Origin of the sequence: Streptomyces sp. NPDC001922 (assembly GCF_042891165.1) — a bacterium.
Classification (GTDB): Bacteria; Actinomycetota; Actinomycetes; order Streptomycetales; family Streptomycetaceae; genus Streptomyces.
This window is the reverse complement of record NZ_JBIASV010000003.1, coordinates 226,831-245,012: the sequence shown is the minus strand read 5'-3', so window position 1 is coordinate 245,012 and position 18,182 is coordinate 226,831. Positions and strand designations below refer to the sequence as shown.

General features: G+C 71.7%; 23 protein-coding genes. 7 read left to right on the top strand and 16 right to left on the bottom strand.

Annotated elements, in window-relative coordinates; all coding sequences use genetic code 11:
* Positions 1 to 316: 316 nt before the first annotated feature.
* Complete coding sequence (locus ACFYYR_RS06550) at positions 317 to 1,132, bottom strand: SAM-dependent methyltransferase (RefSeq protein WP_388847613.1); 816 nt, start codon at positions 1,130 to 1,132, stop codon at positions 317 to 319.
* Positions 1,133 to 1,382: 250 nt separating this feature from the next.
* Between ACFYYR_RS06550 and ACFYYR_RS06545 the strand changes: the two genes are divergently transcribed.
* Entirely contained in the window at positions 1,383 to 3,392 is a 2,010-nt protein-coding gene (locus ACFYYR_RS06545; RefSeq protein WP_388847611.1) for a SpoIIE family protein phosphatase, read from the top strand.
* A 106-nt stretch (positions 3,393 to 3,498) separates the two neighbouring features.
* Complete coding sequence (locus ACFYYR_RS06540) at positions 3,499 to 4,083, top strand: GNAT family N-acetyltransferase (protein WP_388847609.1); 585 nt, start codon at positions 3,499 to 3,501, stop codon at positions 4,081 to 4,083.
* A gap of 35 nt (positions 4,084 to 4,118) precedes the next feature.
* On the opposite strand, the gene ACFYYR_RS06535 is transcribed toward ACFYYR_RS06540, so the two are convergent.
* Entirely contained in the window at positions 4,119 to 4,748 is a 630-nt protein-coding gene (locus ACFYYR_RS06535) for a TetR family transcriptional regulator (RefSeq protein WP_388847607.1), read from the bottom strand.
* A 116-nt stretch (positions 4,749 to 4,864) separates the two neighbouring features.
* Between ACFYYR_RS06535 and ACFYYR_RS06530 the strand changes: the two genes are divergently transcribed.
* Positions 4,865 to 5,020, top strand: a complete 156-nt coding sequence (locus tag ACFYYR_RS06530) for a hypothetical protein (RefSeq protein WP_351504049.1) — start codon at positions 4,865 to 4,867, stop codon at positions 5,018 to 5,020.
* 47 nt (positions 5,021 to 5,067) lie between these two features.
* Positions 5,068 to 5,346 carry a DUF4190 domain-containing protein gene (locus ACFYYR_RS06525; protein ID WP_388847605.1) on the top strand — a complete coding sequence of 93 codons (279 nt, stop codon included), beginning with the start codon at positions 5,068 to 5,070 and terminating at the stop codon, positions 5,344 to 5,346.
* 94 nt (positions 5,347 to 5,440) lie between these two features.
* Here ACFYYR_RS06525 and ACFYYR_RS06520 read toward each other — a convergent pair whose 3' ends face one another.
* The 12 genes from ACFYYR_RS06520 to ACFYYR_RS06465 form a co-directional block, all read right to left on the bottom strand.
* On the bottom strand, positions 5,441 to 5,842 hold the full coding sequence (locus ACFYYR_RS06520) for an SH3 domain-containing protein (RefSeq protein ID WP_388847603.1): 402 nt from the start codon (positions 5,840 to 5,842) through the stop codon (positions 5,441 to 5,443).
* A 270-nt stretch (positions 5,843 to 6,112) separates the two neighbouring features.
* Positions 6,113 to 6,865 carry a beta-glucanase gene (locus ACFYYR_RS06515; protein WP_388847601.1) on the bottom strand — a complete coding sequence of 251 codons (753 nt, stop codon included), beginning with the start codon at positions 6,863 to 6,865 and terminating at the stop codon, positions 6,113 to 6,115.
* 295 nt (positions 6,866 to 7,160) lie between these two features.
* Positions 7,161 to 7,439 carry a gas vesicle protein K gene (locus ACFYYR_RS06510; protein WP_388847599.1) on the bottom strand — a complete coding sequence of 93 codons (279 nt, stop codon included), beginning with the start codon at positions 7,437 to 7,439 and terminating at the stop codon, positions 7,161 to 7,163.
* A gap of 143 nt (positions 7,440 to 7,582) precedes the next feature.
* Complete coding sequence (locus ACFYYR_RS06505) at positions 7,583 to 7,813, bottom strand: gas vesicle protein (RefSeq protein ID WP_388847597.1); 231 nt, start codon at positions 7,811 to 7,813, stop codon at positions 7,583 to 7,585.
* Positions 7,810 to 8,652 (bottom strand): GvpL/GvpF family gas vesicle protein, encoded by an 843-nt coding sequence (locus ACFYYR_RS06500; protein ID WP_388847595.1) that lies wholly within the window; start codon positions 8,650 to 8,652, stop codon positions 7,810 to 7,812. The genes ACFYYR_RS06505 and ACFYYR_RS06500 overlap by 4 nt, the downstream gene beginning before the upstream one ends.
* Positions 8,649 to 9,005, bottom strand: a complete 357-nt coding sequence (locus ACFYYR_RS06495; protein ID WP_388847593.1) for a gas vesicle protein — start codon at positions 9,003 to 9,005, stop codon at positions 8,649 to 8,651. Before ACFYYR_RS06495 ends, ACFYYR_RS06500 begins: the two co-directional genes overlap by 4 nt.
* A gap of 9 nt (positions 9,006 to 9,014) precedes the next feature.
* A complete protein-coding gene (locus ACFYYR_RS06490; protein WP_388847591.1) occupies positions 9,015 to 9,992 on the bottom strand; it encodes an SRPBCC family protein in 978 nt (325 codons plus the stop codon).
* A gap of 6 nt (positions 9,993 to 9,998) precedes the next feature.
* Positions 9,999 to 10,613 (bottom strand): hypothetical protein, encoded by a 615-nt coding sequence (locus ACFYYR_RS06485; RefSeq protein WP_388847589.1) that lies wholly within the window; start codon positions 10,611 to 10,613, stop codon positions 9,999 to 10,001.
* Positions 10,614 to 10,629: 16 nt separating this feature from the next.
* Positions 10,630 to 10,881, bottom strand: coding sequence for a gas vesicle protein GvpG (locus ACFYYR_RS06480; protein ID WP_388847587.1), 252 nt, complete (start codon positions 10,879 to 10,881; stop codon positions 10,630 to 10,632).
* A 1-nt stretch (position 10,882) separates the two neighbouring features.
* Positions 10,883 to 11,641: a GvpL/GvpF family gas vesicle protein gene (locus tag ACFYYR_RS06475; protein WP_388847585.1), complete on the bottom strand. Its 759-nt coding sequence runs from the start codon at positions 11,639 to 11,641 to the stop codon at positions 10,883 to 10,885.
* Between the two features lie 6 nt (positions 11,642 to 11,647).
* Positions 11,648 to 12,118 (bottom strand): gas vesicle protein GvpJ, encoded by a 471-nt coding sequence (gene gvpJ, locus ACFYYR_RS06470; protein ID WP_388847583.1) that lies wholly within the window; start codon positions 12,116 to 12,118, stop codon positions 11,648 to 11,650.
* Positions 12,119 to 12,154: 36 nt separating this feature from the next.
* Positions 12,155 to 12,466 (bottom strand): gas vesicle protein, encoded by a 312-nt coding sequence (locus ACFYYR_RS06465; RefSeq protein ID WP_388847581.1) that lies wholly within the window; start codon positions 12,464 to 12,466, stop codon positions 12,155 to 12,157.
* A gap of 213 nt (positions 12,467 to 12,679) precedes the next feature.
* Here ACFYYR_RS06465 and ACFYYR_RS06460 point away from each other — a divergent pair, with 213 nt between their 5' ends.
* Positions 12,680 to 13,486, top strand: a complete 807-nt coding sequence (locus ACFYYR_RS06460) for a polysaccharide deacetylase family protein (protein WP_388848132.1) — start codon at positions 12,680 to 12,682, stop codon at positions 13,484 to 13,486.
* 112 nt (positions 13,487 to 13,598) lie between these two features.
* Here ACFYYR_RS06460 and ACFYYR_RS06455 read toward each other — a convergent pair whose 3' ends face one another.
* On the bottom strand, positions 13,599 to 14,441 hold the full coding sequence (locus ACFYYR_RS06455) for an SDR family NAD(P)-dependent oxidoreductase (protein WP_388847579.1): 843 nt from the start codon (positions 14,439 to 14,441) through the stop codon (positions 13,599 to 13,601).
* A gap of 117 nt (positions 14,442 to 14,558) precedes the next feature.
* Between ACFYYR_RS06455 and ACFYYR_RS06450 the strand changes: the two genes are divergently transcribed.
* A complete protein-coding gene (locus tag ACFYYR_RS06450; protein ID WP_388847577.1) occupies positions 14,559 to 15,020 on the top strand; it encodes a MarR family winged helix-turn-helix transcriptional regulator in 462 nt (153 codons plus the stop codon).
* Positions 15,021 to 15,641: 621 nt separating this feature from the next.
* A complete protein-coding gene (locus ACFYYR_RS06445; protein ID WP_388847575.1) occupies positions 15,642 to 17,213 on the top strand; it encodes a S1 family peptidase in 1,572 nt (523 codons plus the stop codon).
* A 203-nt stretch (positions 17,214 to 17,416) separates the two neighbouring features.
* Here ACFYYR_RS06445 and ACFYYR_RS06440 read toward each other — a convergent pair whose 3' ends face one another.
* Positions 17,417 to 17,905, bottom strand: a complete 489-nt coding sequence (locus ACFYYR_RS06440; protein ID WP_388847573.1) for a glutathione peroxidase — start codon at positions 17,903 to 17,905, stop codon at positions 17,417 to 17,419.
* Between the last annotated feature and the right edge of the window lie 277 nt (positions 17,906 to 18,182).

Genomic DNA, 18,182 nt, shown 5'->3' with positions numbered 1-18,182 from the left:
CTGGAATGCACCACGTGCTGCCACTCCTCCGGCGCTACGGAGGACCTCGAGGCCGCTCAGGCCTGGGCGGTGCGGCACGTCACCGCATCTCCGACCCACACCGGGTTCCGGGAGATCGCACATCGTTTCTGGCGAGCCTTCCCTACGGCCGGGGGGGCCGGGGAGGGCTAGCCCGCCCTGGGCCGGGGGGCCGGGGAGGGGGCAGGATGAACGCGCTGGGCCCGAGCCCAGCGCGTTCATCCGTGTTCGGGGCCTTTTCCGCCCTCGCACGGGTCCCGGCGGACCGCGGGGCCGGTGCGAGGGCGGTCGGGGCCGGTCAGGGCAGCCGGGCGGCGCCGCCGAACTCCAGCCACTCCCGGGTGAGCTGCTTCGGACCCAGGTCCGAGTCGGGGCGCCAGGTGGAGACCTCGACCAGGCCCGGCTCCAGGATCTCCAGGCCGTCGAAGTACTCCAGGACCTCGTGCGCCTGCCGGACCCGGCCCCAGTTGCCGTGCGTGCTGCTGTCCATGAAGTCGGTGACGAACTGCCGGGTCTTCGCATCCTCGCTGACCAGTTGGCAGATGACGAAGAAGCTGCCCGGGGCGAGCCGGTCCGCCACCCGCCGGATCAGGCCGGCCGGGTCGTCGCTGTCGGGAATGCAGTGCAGCACCGACACGAAGAGGGCCGCGACGGGCCGGTCGAAGTCGATCAGCCGCTTGACCTCGGGATGGCCGAGGATGCCGTCGGTGTCCCGCATGTCCGCCTGGATGACGGAGGTGTTGTCGTTCTCCGCGAGCAGCGCCCGGCCGTGCGCCAGGACGATCGGGTCGTTGTCGATATAGACCACGCGGGACTGCTCGTCCACCCGCTGTGCCACCTGGTGCACATTGTCCTGGGTCGGCAGGCCGGATCCGTGGTCCAGGAACTGGCGGACCCCGTACTCCTCGGCCAGGTGCCGCACCACGCGCCGGAGGAAGCGACGGTTGTTGATCGCCAGAGCCTGGGTGCTCGGAACGACCTTGAGCAGCTCCTCCGAGGCTTCCCGGTCGACCGCGTAGTTGTCCTTGCCGCCCAGGTAGTAGTCGTACATCCGGGCCACGCTCGGAACCGTGACGTCGACCTCGCTGGACAATGGCTTGCTGCCCTGGCCCATCGGACCCCTCACTGTCTTCCCGGCACGGCCGGGATGTCGGCTTTGCTGAGCATCGTAGAAGTAATGTCCGCGCCGGGCCGGACTTCCAACCAACGGGTGAAACAAGGGTGTTCGGCTCTGCGACGGAGGTCCGGCCGGCGCCGTCGCCCCGGCAGCCGCAGGCCCGGAACGGCGCCGCTGGCACATGTGCTCCGGGCGGCGGATAGTGGGGTGGGGGATCGATATCCCGCTGGCCGGGAGGAGCGGGGTAGTGGAAGAGAAGGCGCAGGTCGGACCAGAGATCTTCGAACCGGCTCAGGTCGTGGTCGGCATGACGCGCGGGCCAGGGCACGAGCTCGTCTACATCAATGCCGCCTACCGCCGGGTCTTCGGCGACCGCACGCTCCGGGTGCCGCTGCGCGACTCCTTCCCCGAACTCGTCGGCAGCGGCTTCATCGCGCTGATGGACCGGGTGTACGGCGCGAAGCAGGCCGAACAGGTCTCCGGGGTGCGGGCCCCGGCGTGGACGGAGGACGGCTCAAGGGACCGCTTCTTCACCTACAACTGCTCGCCGACGGTGCTGCCCGACGGCACCGACGGGGTGCTGATCGTGGCGATGGACGTCACCCAGTCCGTCCTCGAGACCCAGCAGGTCCGGGAGCACTCCGAGGAGCAGCAGCGGGAGCTCAACCGCTACCAGGCCCTGCTGGAGACCGTGAGCGAGGGGATCTGGCTCGCCAACGCGGACGGCACCCGGTGGTGGTCCGCCATGGACCCGGAACTGGAGAACCGCGACCCGCTGCAGTGGCTGGCGGAGACCGTCCACCCCGACGACCAGGAATCGCTGCGGCGGGCGTGGGTGTCGGCGATGCGGAGCACGCCCGCCGTCTTCGAGCACGGCTTCCGGCAGCGGTCGGATGCAGGGGAGTACCGGCACGCCGTGGCCCGCGCGGTGCCCATTCTCGAGCAGGGCGAACTGGTCGAGTGGGTGGGAACGACCACCGACGTGGAGGAGGAGTGGCGCGCCACCCGGCGGGAGCGGCTGCTGGCCGCCGCGGCGGCGTCCACGGAGGCGGCCTCGCTCGAGGCGGCGCTGACCGCCCTGGCCAGGACCATCGTCCCCGAGCTCGCCGACGAGTGCGGCATCTACATCGTCTCCGAGCTCGGCGGACACGGCCGCGGGCCGACGGTGGCCTCGCGGATCGTCGGGATCGCGCGGGCGGGGCTGCCCTCCCTGCCGGTGCCGCGGCGCACCGAGCACCCGATCGGCGAGCTGACGGCGCAGACCCTCGCCGAGGGGCGGCCCCGGCTGCTGACCTTCCCGCCGGGACTGCCGCCCCACCATGTCGTCCCCGAGGAGATCGAGACCTGGCTCGCGGAGGTCCAGGCGACCAGCCTCGTCCTGCTGCCGATCGACGTCGGCGGGTCGGTCACGGCCCTGGCCACCCTCTTCACCTGCGCCCCGACGGCCTCCCTGGGGCCCGAGACCATCAACCTGCTGCGCGAGATCCTGGACCACGCCCACGCACCGCTCCACCGGGCCCACCGGTTCCAGCGCGCCCAGCGGGTGGCGCTGACGCTGCAGCGGGCGATGCTCACCGACCCGCCCGAGATCCCCGGCGCCGAGCTCGCCGTGCACTACCAGCCCAGTGCCCTCGCCGCCGAGGTCGGCGGCGACTGGTACGACGCCTTCCCGCTCCCCGACCACTCCTACGCCCTGACCATCGGCGACGTGGTCGGGCACGACCTGGCGGCGGCCTCCGCGATGGGGCAGCTGCGCAGCATGCTGCGCACCCTCGCCTGCCACTACCCCGCCGATCCCGCCCGCGCGCTCGCCCACCTCGACGTCACCATCAACGGTCTCTCCGTCACCGAGCTCGCCAGTGCCATCCAGGCACGTCTCACGCCCGGCCCGGGCGGCTGGCAGGTGCTCTGGTCGAACGCCGGCCATCCGCCCCCGCTGCTGATCCACGGGGACGGGACGTACGACGTCCTCGGCGAGGCACGGCACGGTGCCGACCCGCCGCTGGGCGTCGATCCGTCCGTGCCCCGGCGGAACCAGCGCACCACACTGCGCCCGGAGGACACCCTGCTGCTGTACACCGACGGCCTGGTGGAGACCCCGGGGGAGGACCTCGAGGACGGCATCGGGAAGCTCGCCGGGATCGCCACGGAAGCCCGGCACCTCTCCGCCGAGGCGCTCTGCGGCCATCTGATCAGCCACGCCCCGCCCACCGGGGACGACATCGCGCTGCTCGCCCTGCGCCCGGCCCCGCACTGAAACGGTCCGCCCGGAACCGCCCGCCGGCCGCGGCCTTCTGTACCCTCGGTGCACCGCCCGGGACCCGCCTCCCGGCGGACGGGCGCGAGGGACGAGGGGGGATCCCGTGGAGACGGCCCGGGAGCCGCGGATCGAACAGTATGAGCAGGCCGCCGTGCCACCGGAACTCCGCGACAGGATCAGGGAGCTGGAGGAGCAGGCGTGGCCGTCCGCGGACGGCCACGCCGAGGGCCCCGCCCACGATCCCGCGCTGCGTCCCCTGGTGCTGGCGCTCGTGGACCGGGGCACCGCGGTGGCGTCGCTGTCCGTCCTGACGAAGGAGCTCACGCACCGGGGCCGGAGCTTCGTCGCCAGTGGCCTGAGTGCCGTCGTCACCGACCGGGCCGAGCGGGGCCGGGGGCACGGACACCGGCTGGTCACCGCGGCCCGCGAGGTCATCCGGAGCAGTGGAGCGGACCTGGGGCTGTTCACCTGCGACCCCCCGCTCCGGGGGTTCTACGAGAAGGCCGGCTGGCGGGTGCTGCCCGGTACCACGCTGGTCGGCGGCACACCCCAGGCGCCGTTCCCCAGCGACCGGTTCGACAAGGTGACCCTGGCGGCCTTCTTCACGCCGCGGTCCGTCCGGTACGCGGAAACGTTCGAGCAGGCCCGCATCGAGCTCTACCCCGGGGAGATCGACAAGCTCTGGTAGCGCCCGGCGGGCGCGGGGCCGGGCGGCGGTACCGGTCAGCCCGTCCGCCACTGACCGCAGCCCAGGCTGATCAGCCGCAACTGCCTGCGGGCGGTACACGCGATGCGTTCCTCGGCCTCGGGACTGCCGGGCGGCGCCTCCAGGAACGCGGCGGCCGTCGTCACCATGTGGTCGACGTAGAGCTGCGCCAGCATGGCCATGTCGTCCGGGCTCCAGTCCGCGTACTCCGGGCGGGCGGCGAGGGCGGCGGCGACCTCGTCGGCGAACCGGTCCAACTCCGCCGCGATCGCGGCACGTACGGCGCGGACGCCGCCGTGGCGCTCCCGGGCGATGAACCGGATGTGGGCGTGGTGCTCGCGCACATGGGTGGCGATGGCCTCGACGACGAGGGCGATCCGGCCGTCGGGCCGCTCCTGCTCCGCGAGGATCGCCCGGATCATCGTGTGCAGGCTGCCGAGCGACTCCTCGACCAGGGCGACGCCGAGATCGCCGATGTCGCGGAAGTGCCGGTAGAAGGCGGCCGGAGCGACGCCCACCGCGCGGGTCACCTCGCGCAGCCCCAGGCTGCTCAGGCTCTGCTCCTCCAGGAGCACCAGCCCCGCGTCCAGCAGGGCCTGACGGGTCTTCTGTTTCTGGGCCCGGCGGACCCCGACGGTGTGGCTCATGTCATTCAGTAAACAACCGTTCTCCGATGAGGGCTACTGTACTCTGGAGTCAGTGAACAACTGTTGTTCCAGTTGTTCACTGAACACTCCGTTCGAGGTCCACAGAAAGGCCGGACATGCTTTTCATCGTCGCCGCCCTCCTTCTGCTCGGGATCCTCCTCGGTGCGGTGGCTCACCTTCCGCTCCCGGTCACCCTGATCGCCTCCGCCGTCATCTGCGGCTGGTTGCTCGTCTTCGGCGTCCGTGAGCGCATCGCGCACAGGAACCGCTGACCGGCGCGTCGCCGTCACCCGGCGCATCACATCAAGGGAGCTGAATCATGGATCTGTCGGTACCGACCCGCCCCCGCCCGGCCGTGCCGGGCCGGGACGCCGACGGCATGGCCGTCGCCTCGTTCGTGCTGGGGCTGCTCGGTCTGCTGGTCTTCAATCTGGTGCTCGGCCCGTGCGCCCTTGTGCTGGGCGGCATCGCCCTGGCCCGGGGCACCGGCCGGCGTACCCGGGCGCTGCTCGGGCTGGCGCTGGGCGTCGTCGACCTGGCCGTGCTCGCGGTGCTCGCCACCGCCGACGGCACCGTCAGCTGGCAGCTGATCGGCTGACGCCCGGTCATCGGAACCGGGCCCCCGGAGCGAACGGGCCGCGGCACGGCGGGAAGCCGTGCCGCGGCCCGTTTCATTCCGGCCGTTCCGAGGCTCAGCCCCTGGCGGACGGGTGTCCGCTGTTGTTGTAGTTGCCGCGCTGGACGTCCTTGCAGTACTTCACGAATCCCGTGTTGTCGACGTACTTGGCGGACACCCAGGTCTGCCGGTCGCGCAGCAGGTACCAGATGTCGTTCCCGTCGATGTTCTGTGCACGGACCTTGCACTTCAGGCCGACCTGGGCCCGGTACCGCAGGAAGCCGAGCATCGAGGAGTCCGTGCTGGGGTACTGCCGCTCGTTCACGCCGGACTGCGCGACCACGGTGCCGTACGGCTGGGCGGGGGCCGCCTGGGCGGGACCGGCCGCGAGCAGCGTTCCGCCGAGGGTGATCGCCGCCGCGGTGGCGCCCGTCCCCACGGCCAGTCGTCTGGTGTGCATCTTCAGGGTCTTGCTCATGGTCTTCTCCTACTCCTCGCGCCTTGTGGCGCAGGATCACATTCCATACCCAAAGGGGGCATAAACCGCTCATCAGTTTTCAGCACTCCTGCGGCGCCAAGGGGCGCGTTCTTCCGTGTGGTCCGGAGTGCCGACGGACCGCGGGAGGGCCGGTGGTCCGACGGGTGTCCTCGGGTGCCGTACCGGCCCTGGGGTGCTGCCGTCCTGAGGGAGGGTCACGGGTCCGCCGGGAGCCGGAGCGGGGGCGGCGGCCGCCGGGGACGGCCCGGGTCATGGCCGGTAGACCGTCAGCTGGTCCACCGCGAAGGCCAGGGACGACACGGAGCGGTCCGGCGCCGGATGGCGCACCCCGTCGCAGACCGACAGGTTCACGATCAGGTGGGCGGACCAGTTGCTGCCCACGCCGGTCCGGTCCGCGTGCGCCCGTACCCCGTTGACCCACCAGGTCAGCGACGACGCGCCGAAGTGGACCGTCAGATGCACCCGTCCGCCGGGTCTGATCGACCGATGCAGGTAGGACATGTAGGAGCGGCCGGGGCTCTGCGCGTGGTTGGACAGCTCCAGCAGGTGCGGGTTGTCCGGGTGGTACTCGAAGACGTCGACCTCGTTGCCGCCGTCCCGCCAGGTCCAGATCGCGGGCCACGCGCCGTGGTGCACGGGGAGGCGGACCCGGGTCACCAGGACGTCCCCGGTGCGCACCCGGAAGTCCCGGGCGCTGCCCTCGGTGGTGAGCAGCCCCGTGTTCCAGAGGCCGTCACCGCGCCGGGTCGCCAGGAACCGCCCGGTGCGGGAGTAGGAGGCGTCGGGGACCAGGTGGTCGAGCTTGTGGTCCGGCCGGTTGGTGGGCCCTCCGTTCGGGTAGGCCCAGGTCCTGCCCGCGACCCACTGGCTGCGGGAGGTGAAGTTGGCGATGAACACCGGGGCCATGCCGGGCAGTCTGCGGTCCGTGGACGCCGCTGACCTGGTGCCGGTTGCGATGCTGCGCCAGAGCCGTCCGATCAGGGCGGATGAGAATTCGGTCATGGTGCCCATTCGTCGCCGTATTGTCGATGGAGCGAGAATGCCGGATGAATGCGGACAAATAAACGCACCGCGCCGCATCTCGGGTATGAAGTCCCGGCGCGGGCAGGCCACTTGGGCAACCGTTCCGGGAACGTACTCTCGAACCGCGGGATGCCCGGGAGAGCGGCGTGCGGGCGGCGGCGTCGAGCGGTGCGGCAGGACTGCGCGCGCCGGACGCGGGGCGGGGCACCCGGGGAGGGGCGGGCATCGGGGAGGCCGGGGCCGTCGGCACCGGGCACGGCGGAGCCGTCCGGAATCAGGCGCGGGGGAGCAGGGTGCCCAGCGGGCCCAGATCCAGGTTGAGGTCCTCGGGCCGCAGCCCGTACTGGTCCCGCAGTTCGGTCATGCGTTCGTCCAGCAGCATCAGGGTCGTCCCGACGCGCTCCACCTGGTCGTCGGTGAGGCGGCCCTCGTCGACCTGCCGCAGCGCCTGGCGTTCCATCAACTGCCGCAGGAGTTCGATCACGGTGAGGACCAGTGCCACCAGGTCGCGGGCGACGGTGTCGCCGTCCACGTCGAGCCGGTTCGCGGGCACGGAGGAGCGGCCCCCGGGCGCGGAGTGCTGGTCCCCGGCATCGGAGGTCCGGATTCCAGGTGCCGCGGGGCGGTGGCCGGGTGCGGAGAACCGGCTCCCGGAGCGGGTGGGCCGGCGGTCGGTTGCTTCCGGAGGCTTCCCGGTCACAGGGGCCCCGAGTCCGGCCAGGGCGCGGGCACCCGCTCGTTCACCGAGGACAGCAGGGCACGGAGGGACAGCCGGACCAGCGGCACCTCCGCGATAGCGATCACCACGTCCCCGCTGATGACCACTCCGGTGGCGAGCAGCCGGTCCAGCAGATCCACCAGGGGCACGCCGAGGGGACCCAGCGCCTCGGCCGGGGCCGTGCCCCACTCCGCTCCGGCCGCCGTCATCCGTCGCCCCCCTCATGGGTGAACGAATAGGGCACCCAGGGGCCGGTGACCTCGATCCGGAGGCCGGGGTCACGGCGGAACGGTTCGATGGCGGCGGCCAGTTCGCGGTCCGCTCCCCGCTCGGCGAGGTAGGCGGCGTTCAGCACCTGGGTGCGGCGTTCGCCGTCCGTCTCCGGCCCGTGCAGGCGCAGCCGCCGGCCGGCCACCACATGCCGCCGCAGCGCGGCGTCCACCTCTTCGGCGGTGCGCAGCGCCGTGTCGTACCGCACCTGGCGGGCCTGCTGCCGGCCGCGGATCCGGTCCAGATAGGCGCGGCCCGCGCCCGGCGATGGTGACGCGGGCCCGGCGGCGGTCACCGCCACGGGGGCGGGCCGCTCCGCGGTCGTGCCCGGCCCGGCGGGGGCGGCCGGTTCCGGCAGCGCGTACACCTTGACGCCCCACTCGACACGACCGGTGATGCGGTCCAGGGCCGCGCGGAACCGAGGTTCGCGGTCACCGAGCGCCGTCCGGGCCCGCTCCTCCCCGAGGTAGAGCGTGGCCAGGGGGAGCGGCACGGTCGGTACGGCGGCGGCGAGCGCGGTGACCACGCCGTGGTGTGCGCGGACGCAGCGTTCGAGCTCCTCGCGGTCCGAGAGCCGTTGCTGCAGGACGCTTTCGGAGAACCCCGCCGCGGGGACGTCCTGGACGACGGCGGTCAGGGAGCCGGCGAGCAGGGAGCGGACCGGACCGCCCTCGCCGTGCCCGGCCAGCCCCTCCAGCACTGCGGGATCGCACTCCCGGGACACCGCGAACACATAGACCGCGGTGTCGGCGCCGCTCCGGGTGGTGACGGCCGTCATGTGCCCAGCCTCTCCTTCTCGCCGGCCCGGTCCGGCTGGTCCGAGCGGCCTTCCAGGGCCTTGATCCGGGCCCGCAGCTCGTCGTTCTCCGCGGCCAGGGCGGAGCGGGCGGCGCGGGAGGAGAGCGCGGGGTCGGTCTCCCACCAGTCGATGCCCGCCTTCTTCGCGGTGTCGACCGAGGAGACGTACAGGCGCAGCCGGATGGTGAGCAGCTCGATGTCGAGCAGGTCGATCTTGATGTCACCCGCGATGACGATGCCCTTGTCGAGAACCCGTTCCAGGATGTCGGCGAGGTTCGTGGTGGAGGAGCCGTACGTGGTGGGCAGGCTCTGCTGCGTCTCGTAGTGCGTCATGGCGCCTCCTCACTCCTCTTCCTCGTCCTCTTCTTCTTCCTCGTCGTAGGCGCCCTCGGGCTCTTCCTCGTCCTCCTCGTACTCCTCTTCGTCCTCGGGTTCCTCCTCGCCCTCCTCTTCGTCCTCCGCTTCCGCTCCGGGCTCCTCGTCCTCGCGCTCCTCGTCCTCCATCGCCTCCTCGTGGCTGCGCACGACCTCGCCGTCCCGGATCTCGCCGCGCCAGCCCTCGACCTCCTCGTCGGCCGCGAGCGTGACGTACCGCTGGAAGAGCTTGAGGTCCAGGCGCAGCCGGCGCCCCTGGGCCCGCCACAGGTTGCCGGTCTTCTCGAAGAAGCCCGACGGGTAGTACTCGACGACCACGACGATGCGGGTCAGCCGCGGTGCCAGTTCGTGGAAGCTGACGTCACCGCGGGTCGAGGCCTTGGCGCCCTCCGAGGTCCACAGGATGCGCTCGTCGGGCACCTGCTCCAGCACGGTGGCGTGCCAGCTGCGGTTGGAGGGGCCGACCTTGAGTTTCCAGTCCGATTCCAGCTCGTCGGACTGCGACACACTGGTCACGCCCTTCATGAAACTGCTGAATTCCTCGTACTGCGTCCAGTGGTCGTAGACCATCCGCAGTGGCTGCCCGATGTCGAGGACTTCGACGATGTTGGTGACCTTGACGTCGGACGGCTTCCGGCCGCCGCCCCCGCCGTTGTCACTGCCCCCGCCGCCGAGCTTGTCCTTGATCTTGCCGAAGGCGTCCTTCGCCTTCCGCCCGGCCCCGCCCTTTCCCGGTGACTCCGCGCTCATGATGAGCTGACCCACCGCCAGAAGTCCCCCGGCGCCACCGAGGTCACCGAGACGGCCGGTGAGGTCCGTCAGCCTTTCGCCGGCCGCCTCCACCATCCGCTGTGCCCGGGCCTCCAGATAGTCGTTGACTTCCGCACGCAGCCGGTCCATTCCGGAGCCGTTCTCCGCCGGGGTGTCCTTCTCGCTCGTGGGCATCGTGGGTCACCTCCGGCGACTGGGGCGGGCGGACGATTTCTTGGCCGCTGCTTTCTTGGACGAAGCGGTCTTCTTGGAAGCCGCCTTCTTCGCCGGGGCGCCCTGCTTCTCGTCGGCCTTCTTCGGGGGCGTTTTTTTCGCGGCTTTCTTTCCCGCGGTACCGGTCTTCTTCGCGGCTCCGGCCTTCGCGGTACCACGCCCGGAGGGGGCCTTCGCCCGGGCCGGCCGGCGCTCCGGGGGCTCCTCCTCCTCTTCTTCCTCCTCCGGTTCCTCTTCCTCTTCTTCCTCCGGTTCCTCCTCCGCTTCGCCTTCCTTCAGAAGGCGGGTGCGCTCATGGAGGGTGTCGGACAAGGAGTCGATGCTGCGCCCGGCCGCCGAGGCGAGGGCGGAGCGTCCGGTTTCCAGGAGTTCCCCTCGCACCTGCTCGCTCAGCCGCTCGAACTGCGGGGTGTCCGCGAGCTTGCGCAGGCCCTGGGTGAGCAGCTCCTGAGGGTTGAGCGGCAGTTTGCGGCCCGCCACGATGGAGATGACGGCGAAGGCGAGCTTGGCCTTCTTGGTCCGGCCGAGGACGTAGCCGCCCACGACCGCGACCGCCACGGCGGCCTTTGTGCTGTCGTTCATCAGGAGTGCTCCCCGGTCAGTTGATGTAGGCACGTGGTGCGGCCTGTCGCTGCTCCAGCAGGTCGAGCAGCTTCTCTTCCTCGCGTTCGAACTCCTCGATGCCGATCTCTCCGGCTTCCAGCGCCTCGTTCAGGGCCACGAGCCGTGCTCGGACGACCCCGGGGTCCCGCAGTTCTTCATCGGCGGCTTCAGCCATCCGCTCCGTCACCCACATCACGCCCCGCACGGGGGCCAGCGGCAGCAGGAGCAGTTCGGTGAAGAGGCCCATCTCAGGCTCCGGCCGGTACGGGACGGGGCTGTGGACGGGGGTCGCAGTCGACGAAGCTGTAGCAGGGCAGCGGACCGGTGACACGGAGCTCGACGCGGTCCCGCAGGGCGGCCGTACCGCGGTTCACCACGTCGTGGAACCGGCCGGTGTCCGACCGGGGGACCAGGAACGACGCGTTGAGCACACACCCGGTGACCTCGGGGCCTCGGGTCCAGGTACCGGCGACCGCCCGCAGCTCGTCCAGGATCCGCGCCGCGGCCTCGGCCGCCCGGCGGGTCAGCCCGGCCGCCACGGCCTCGCCCAGCCGGAGGTCGGCCTCGTAGCCCGGGTGCCGCCGGGCCTGCTCGCGCAGCCGCCGGACCTGCGGGTCCTCGCGGATCAGCGCTGCCAGGGAGTGCTCCACCGGAAACGCCTTGAGGTTCATTTCGAGCCGCCCGTCGAGGAGCTCCAGCGCCGCCAGATGGATCCGCTCCTCCGAGGCCAGTTGCCGGAGCACCGACGCCTCGTCCGGCGCGATCATGCCGAAGCGCATCGGCAGGACGGGACCGGCCTCCGCCAGCGCCAGCAGCAGGTCCTGGTGCGCGGTCAGGTCGCGCCGCCTCGCCCGCAGCCCCGCAGGGGCGTCACTGACGACGGCGGTCAGCCGGCCCGCGGGGAGCAGCCGCACCGGAGCGCCGGATCCGCCCACGCCGGACTGCCGACCGGGCAGCGGGTGGCCGGACCGGGTGATGCCGTAGACGTACAGGCCGTGTGCGGCCATGGGTCACTACTCCTCCTCGGAGCGGCGCCGGGTGCGGGTCGCCGTGCTGCTGCGGCGCCGTGGCCTGGCTTCCCTCTCCTCGCCGTTGCCGTCCTCGTCCTCGTCCTTGCCGGAGCCGACGGCTGTCCGGACCTTCTCTCCGACGGATTTCGCCGCCTTCTTGGCGGTCTTCTTGCCGATGCTGGCTGCCATGCCGCCACCACCGCCGCCGGCGCCGAACAACTCGGGGACGGTCCTGCTGCCGGAGTCGTGCTCCAGATCGAGGCGGTTGCAGGCCTCGGCGAACCGCAGATAGGTGTCGACACTGGCGACGACGATGCGGACGTCGACCTTGAGGATCTCGATGCCCACCAGGGAGACCCGGAGGAAGACGTCGATCACCATGCCGCGGTCGAGTATGAGTTCCAGGACGTCGTAGAGGGTGCCTGCGCGGGGAACGCAGACCACCTCATCGGTGTAGGTGGTGGTCGTCTGCATGGCGGGGGAGTCCTCTCACGGGCGGAGCACGTGGGTTCAGTCGTCGGACGCGCCGCGTCGGTAGCGCCGGACCCTGCGGTACTGGAGCAGTTCACCGTCCCGGTCGAGCTCGACCTCGTAGGTGGCGAGCAGACTGGTGGTGTCGGGGATGCGGGGCACCTCCAGGACGTCCACGCTGACGAGCCAGCCCTCATCGGTCCGGCGCACGGCGGAGACACTCTCCGTGGGATGGCAGATCAGACCGGCGAGCCGTTGGCCGGCCCGGGTGGCCGCTTCCTCCGGTCCGCGCACTCCCCGCTTCTGCGCAGCGACCGTCGCGGCTCGCGTGCGCTTCTCTCGCTCTGCCATGCACAGCAGTCTTGTCGAGGGGACGGCACGGCGCGCGCTGTGCTGGGCCGATGGAGGGGCCGGCCCGCGGCCCGCGTGGCCGGGAGACAGGGCGAGGCACCCGCACGCCCCCGGCGGCCGTCACTCCGATGGCCCGCCCGGCATGCCGGGCGGAAGGGGCGACTCTACGTTCGCTCCCGGGGCCCTCGGACCGGAGCATGGGGAGCCGACGTGATGATACGGACAGCCGGACTGCTCGCGCTCGCGCTGGCACTGGGCCAGATCACGGCCACCTCGGCAGCCGCCGCACCGCCCTTGCGGACCGCCGCCGCGCCGTCGTTGTCGGAACGGGCCGCACTGTCGTCGGTGCGAGCGGCGGCCCCTTCCTCGGCAGGCGGCATATCCTCGTCCTCGGCCGCCGGTTACGACATCACGCGCTGCGGGAACACCTCCGGCCGCGTCCTGCTGACCCTCGACGACTGGTCCTACAGCGACCCCTACCGGGCCACCCGCGTCGGCACCTATCTGCGCGACCGCGGGGTGCGGGCGGCGTTCTTCCTGGTCAATGAATTCGCCCGGGACTACCCCGACATCGTCACCACCCTGCGGGAGCAGGGCCACTGGGTGGCCAACCACTCGTACGCGCACCGGCAGCTGACCGGCCTCTCGGACGACGAGGTGGCCTACGAGATCGAGAACGGGCTGCGCAGCAATGTCCTGCGGCCCCCCTACGGGGACTTCGGGGCGCGGGAGGAGTCGATCGCCGAGACCCTCGGGTACCGGATGTGCACCTGGACGGTCGACACCCTCGACTGGGAGCGGACCGGCGACGACTACCGGAGTGTGACCGGCATCCGCTCGATCGTGCGGGACGCCTCCCCTGCGGACAAGCACGGCGGGGTCGTCCTCGGCCACCTCGACTACCACTTCCCGGACGCACTGCCCGGCATCATCGACGACCTGACGGAGGAGGGCTACGGTCTCTGTCTCAACGACGGGGCCGTGGGCGCGTCGATGCCGCTCCCGCTCGACTGCGACTGAAACCGCCCGCCGGACCAGGCACGCTCGATGCGGGTCCGCCCTGCGGCGGTGGGGCGGAGGCCGGATGGTCCGGGAAGCCGGCGGACAGCGGCCGGTCACACCAGTCCGGAGGTCAGCGCACCCAGCCGCCGGTCATTCCCTGGACCGCCGAGCCGTCGACATCGGCCAGCTTGGTCCCGGTGAACGTCCGGGCCCAGTCGGAGGTCTGGATGCGGAACGCGGGCTGCTCCGCGTCGAGCGCCAGCATGACCGCTGCCGCCGCTTCGGCGGGAGTCTGGGCGGACGAGCTGGAGAACTGCTCCACGGTGCGGGCGATGTAGGCGCGCAGCGCATCCCCGTACGGCCCGGCAGCGGCCACCGCCTGCTCGATGTCGAAGCCGATGTTGTTCACGAACTCGGTGGCCACGGCGCCCGGTTCGACGACCGACACGGTCACCCCGGTCGTGGCGGCGACCGGGGCGAGGCTCTCCATGAAGCCCTCGACCGCGAACTTGGCGGCGCAGTAGGCCTCGTTGAAGGGCTGGCCGACGACCCCGCCGACGCTGGAGACCGTGATCAGACGGCCGCCCGTGGCGCGCAGATGCGGCAGCGCCGCCTTCGAGGTCTGGACGACGCCGAAGAAGTTGACCTCCATCACCCGGCGCACGTCCTCGACCGTCTCGTTCTCAAGGGTCCCGACGTGGCCGGCGCCGGCGTTGTTGACGAGAGCGTCCAGACGGCCGTAGTCCGCGATGACGCCGTCGATGGCGGCGGTGACGGAGGCGGGGTCGGTGACGTCGAGCCGGCGGATGTCGAGCTCGGCCCCGGCCGCGTCGGCGGCCTTCCGCAGGGCATCGGCGCGGGCGGGGTCGCGGAGCGTCGCCACGGTGCGCCGGCCGGACTGTGCGGCGGCGACGGCGGCTGCGAGGCCGATGCCGGAGGAGGTGCCGGTGATCAGAACAACCTGAGAGGACATGGCGGGGCCTTTCTGGGGAGGGGGGCGGGCAGCGGGGCGCGTCGCCGGGGTGCACTCTGTGCGTGCACACACACATTACTTTTATGTGTGCGTACACGCAACCGCTAGAATCGCCGCATGGCGACCAACAAGCTCACGCAGGCGGAGATGCCCCCGGCCGACCGCGCCTTCTACGGCCTGGTGTGGGCCGGGACGGTGCTCACCGAACGGGTCGACCGCGCCCTGATGAAAGCCCATGATCTCCCCGTGTCCTGGTTCGAGGTGATGCTGTGGCTCTCCTCCCAGGGTGCTCCGGTTTCCGCCTCGGCGCTGGGCAACAGCACGATGCTCAGCCGCAGCCAGGTCTCCCGGGTCCTCGACGCGCTCCAGGAGCGCGGGCTGGTCCGGCGCACTCCGTCGGCCCGTGACGCCCGGTCGGTCGAGGTCGCTCTCACGGAGGAGGGGCGCCTGCTCTTCGAGCGGGCCGACGCCACGCGCCGCGACTGCCTGGGTCCCGTCTTCACCGATGTGCTCAGCGAGCAGGACCTTCAGGCGCTGGCGGCGATCTGGCGGAAGCTCAAGCAGTACAAGGACGCCTGACCGCGCCCGGACCTCCCACCCCAGGGGCAGTTCAGCGTTAAATATCGCTGGTTGTCGTGGGTGAGGCCGCATGAGTGCGGCGCACCCCTCCTCGTGGGTACATCCGGTGACGCCCTGGGCGGCGCGAGATCCCGGGGAGGCGAGGGCCCCTCGGCATCCGGTACGGCCCCGGCCGGGTCCCCCCGTCCCGGCCGGGGCCCTTTTCCGTTCGCGCCGTGGGCGGTCCGTCCGACGCCGATTGCTGCGCCGAAACCCCTGGCCGGCCCGGTGTCATCCCGCCCCCGGCGTCCGCACGGTGGGCGCCGGATCCGCTGCTCCCGGGCGAGGCGATCCGGAACGGCACGGCAACCTGCGGACCTTACCGGTGCCGGACCGTACTGCGGGCCGAAGAACGAATATCGGTTCCCATTGAGCGAGTTGGCGGTCGGCGCCCGTATGGGTGGGGGCACGAGACGCTGGGCCGCCGGGGAAGCACGACACACGTCCCCTCCCGGCACGACCAGTTCAGCGGTCTCGCGCACCAGTTCTCGCACGAGCCGGGCCGCGTCCCCGTAAGACGGCCCGCCCCCACTGGAGGTCAGTGAGTTGAACCACCGACGTGTAAGCAAGCGGACTGGCGCCATGGTCGGGGCAGGCGCGGTCGCCGTCGCAGCAGCTGCCATCCTGCTCCCCAACGCCAACGCGAGCCAGGACAAGAGCGCGACCCCGCGGACCTTCGCGGGCCCGGCGGCCGCGGAGCTCGGCACCACGCTCGCCTCGGACCTCGGCAAGGACGCGGCGGGCTGGTACTTCGACGCCAAGTCCGAGCGGCTCGTGATGAACGTGCTGGACGAGGAGTCCGCGGAGAGCGTGCGCGCCAAGGGCGCCGTGGCGAAGATCGTGGAGAACAGCACATCGGAGCTGAAGGCCGCCACCCGGACCCTCGGTGACAAGGCTTCGGTGCCCGGCACCGCGTGGTCGATCGATCCGAAGACCAACAAGGTCTCGGTCATCGCCGACCGGACGGTCACCGGCGCGAAGATGGCCACCCTCAACCAGGCCGTGGACGGCATGGGCGGCATGGTGAGCGTCAAGCGCTCCGCCGGGGAGTTCAAGAAGTTCGAGGGTGAGGACCCCGCGGCGGCCGGCGGGGCGGGCGGGGCGGCCGACCCCGGTGCCGCCGCCGGTGGCGCGGGTGACGCGGGTGCGGGTGACGCCGGTGCCGGTGGGGCCGGCGACGCGGGTGCGGGCGGTGCCGGTGACGCCGGTGCCGGTGCCGGTGCCGGTGGCGCGGGCGATGCGGGTGCCGGGGGTGCCGGTGACGCGGGCGCCGGTGGCGCAGGCGATGCCGGTGCGGGCGGTGCCGGTGGTGACGCCGGCGGCGCGGCGGCCGGTGAGGGGCTCCAGGGCGGTGACGCGATCTTCGGCGGCGGCTCCCGGTGCTCCCTCGGCTTCAACGTCGAGGTGCAGGGCGCGCCCGCGTTCCTCACCGCGGGCCACTGCGGCAACGAGTCGGAGAAGTGGACCTCCGACCAGGGCGGACAGCAGGCCCTCGGAACGGTCGCGGACTCGAAGTTCCCGGAGAACGACTTCGCCCTGGTGAAGTACGACGACGCGAATGCCAAGCCGGAGAGCTCCGTCGACCTGCAGAACGGCAGCAAGCAGGAGATCACCAAGGCCGCCGAGGCGAGTGTCGGCATGAAGGTGACCCGGAGCGGCAGCACCACCGGCACCAGCGACGGCACGGTCACCGGCCTCGACGCCACCGTGAACTACGGCAACGGCGACATCGTCAACGGCCTGATCCAGACCGATGTCTGCGCCGAGCCGGGCGACAGTGGCGGCTCGATGTTCTCCAAGGACTCCGCGGTGGGTCTGACCTCCGGCGGCAGCGGCGACTGCACCCAGGGCGGCGAGACCTTCTTCATGCCGGTCACCGACGCGCTCAAGGCCACCGGTGCCGAGATCGGCGCGGGCGGCGGCGGTGCGGCCGACGGCGGTGCCGGCGCGGGCGGTGCCGATGACGGTGCCGCCGGTGCGGGTGGCGCCGACGCGGGTGCCGGTGCCGCCGGTGGCGCGGAGGAGGGCGGCGCCGGGGGCGGTGCCGAGGAGGGCGCTGCCGGTGGCGATGCCGGTGCCGCCGCGGGCGGTGCGGCTGCCGACGGCGGTGCGGCCGCGGACGGCGGTGCCGAGGCCGGCGTCGAACAGCCGTAGCGGGGCGGCCGGTTCCGGCCTCCCTTCCCCACACTGAAGCCTCGGGCACCTTCTGCGGGTGCCCGAGGCTCGGTGCGTCCGGGGCGGGTCATCCGCCCGGGTGCCCCGGCCGGTTCCGGGTGTCCGGTCGTCGCGCCGGATCCGGCGAGTGGCGCTCCCGCCGGACGTCAGCCGCTTCGGCGCCGCCGGTTCAGCGGATGCGGTCAGCGGGGGAGATGGGCCTCGATCGACTCCACGAGCTCGTCGGAGCCGGGCTCGGTCCGCGGACGGAACCGCCCCACGACCGAACCCGCCGGAGAGACGAGGAACTTCTCGAAGTTCCACTGGATGTCCCCGGCCTCGCCGGAGGCGTCCTCGGCGCGGGTCAGCTCCGCGTAGAGCGGGTGCCGGTTCTCGCCGTTGACCTCGGTCTTCTCGAACAGCGGGAAGCTCGTGCCGTAGGTGGTCGAGCAGAAGGTGCGGATCTCCTCGGCGGTGCCGGGCTCCTGGCCGGCGAACTGGTTGCAGGGGAACCCCAGCACCGTGAACCCGCGGCCGGCGTAGCGCTGCTGCAACTGCTCCAGCCCCTCGTACTGCGGGGTCAGGCCGCACTGCGAGGCCACATTGACGATGAGCAGTACGTCCCCCTTGTGATCGGCGAGGGAGACGGGGTCGCCGGCCAGGGTGCGCAGCGGAATGTCGTACAGACTCACGGGAATCCTCTCGGGTCGAGTGGCGCCTTCGCTTCTCTGCCCCTGATTCTGCCGCGCGACGCCCTCCCGAACCGGCCGGTTCACCGCCGGATCGAGCCGTTCTCGGACGGTCTCCGTCCTCGATCACCCGAGTCCGCCGGCACACCCGCCGGGCCCGCCGGCACACCCGCCGATGCCGACGGCCGTGCCCAAGCACCATGAATGTCGTTCAACTTGTGAAGGTGGATTTACATCTGTTGACCCTCTCCGTTCAGCTCTTTTATCGTCGCTGAACCTT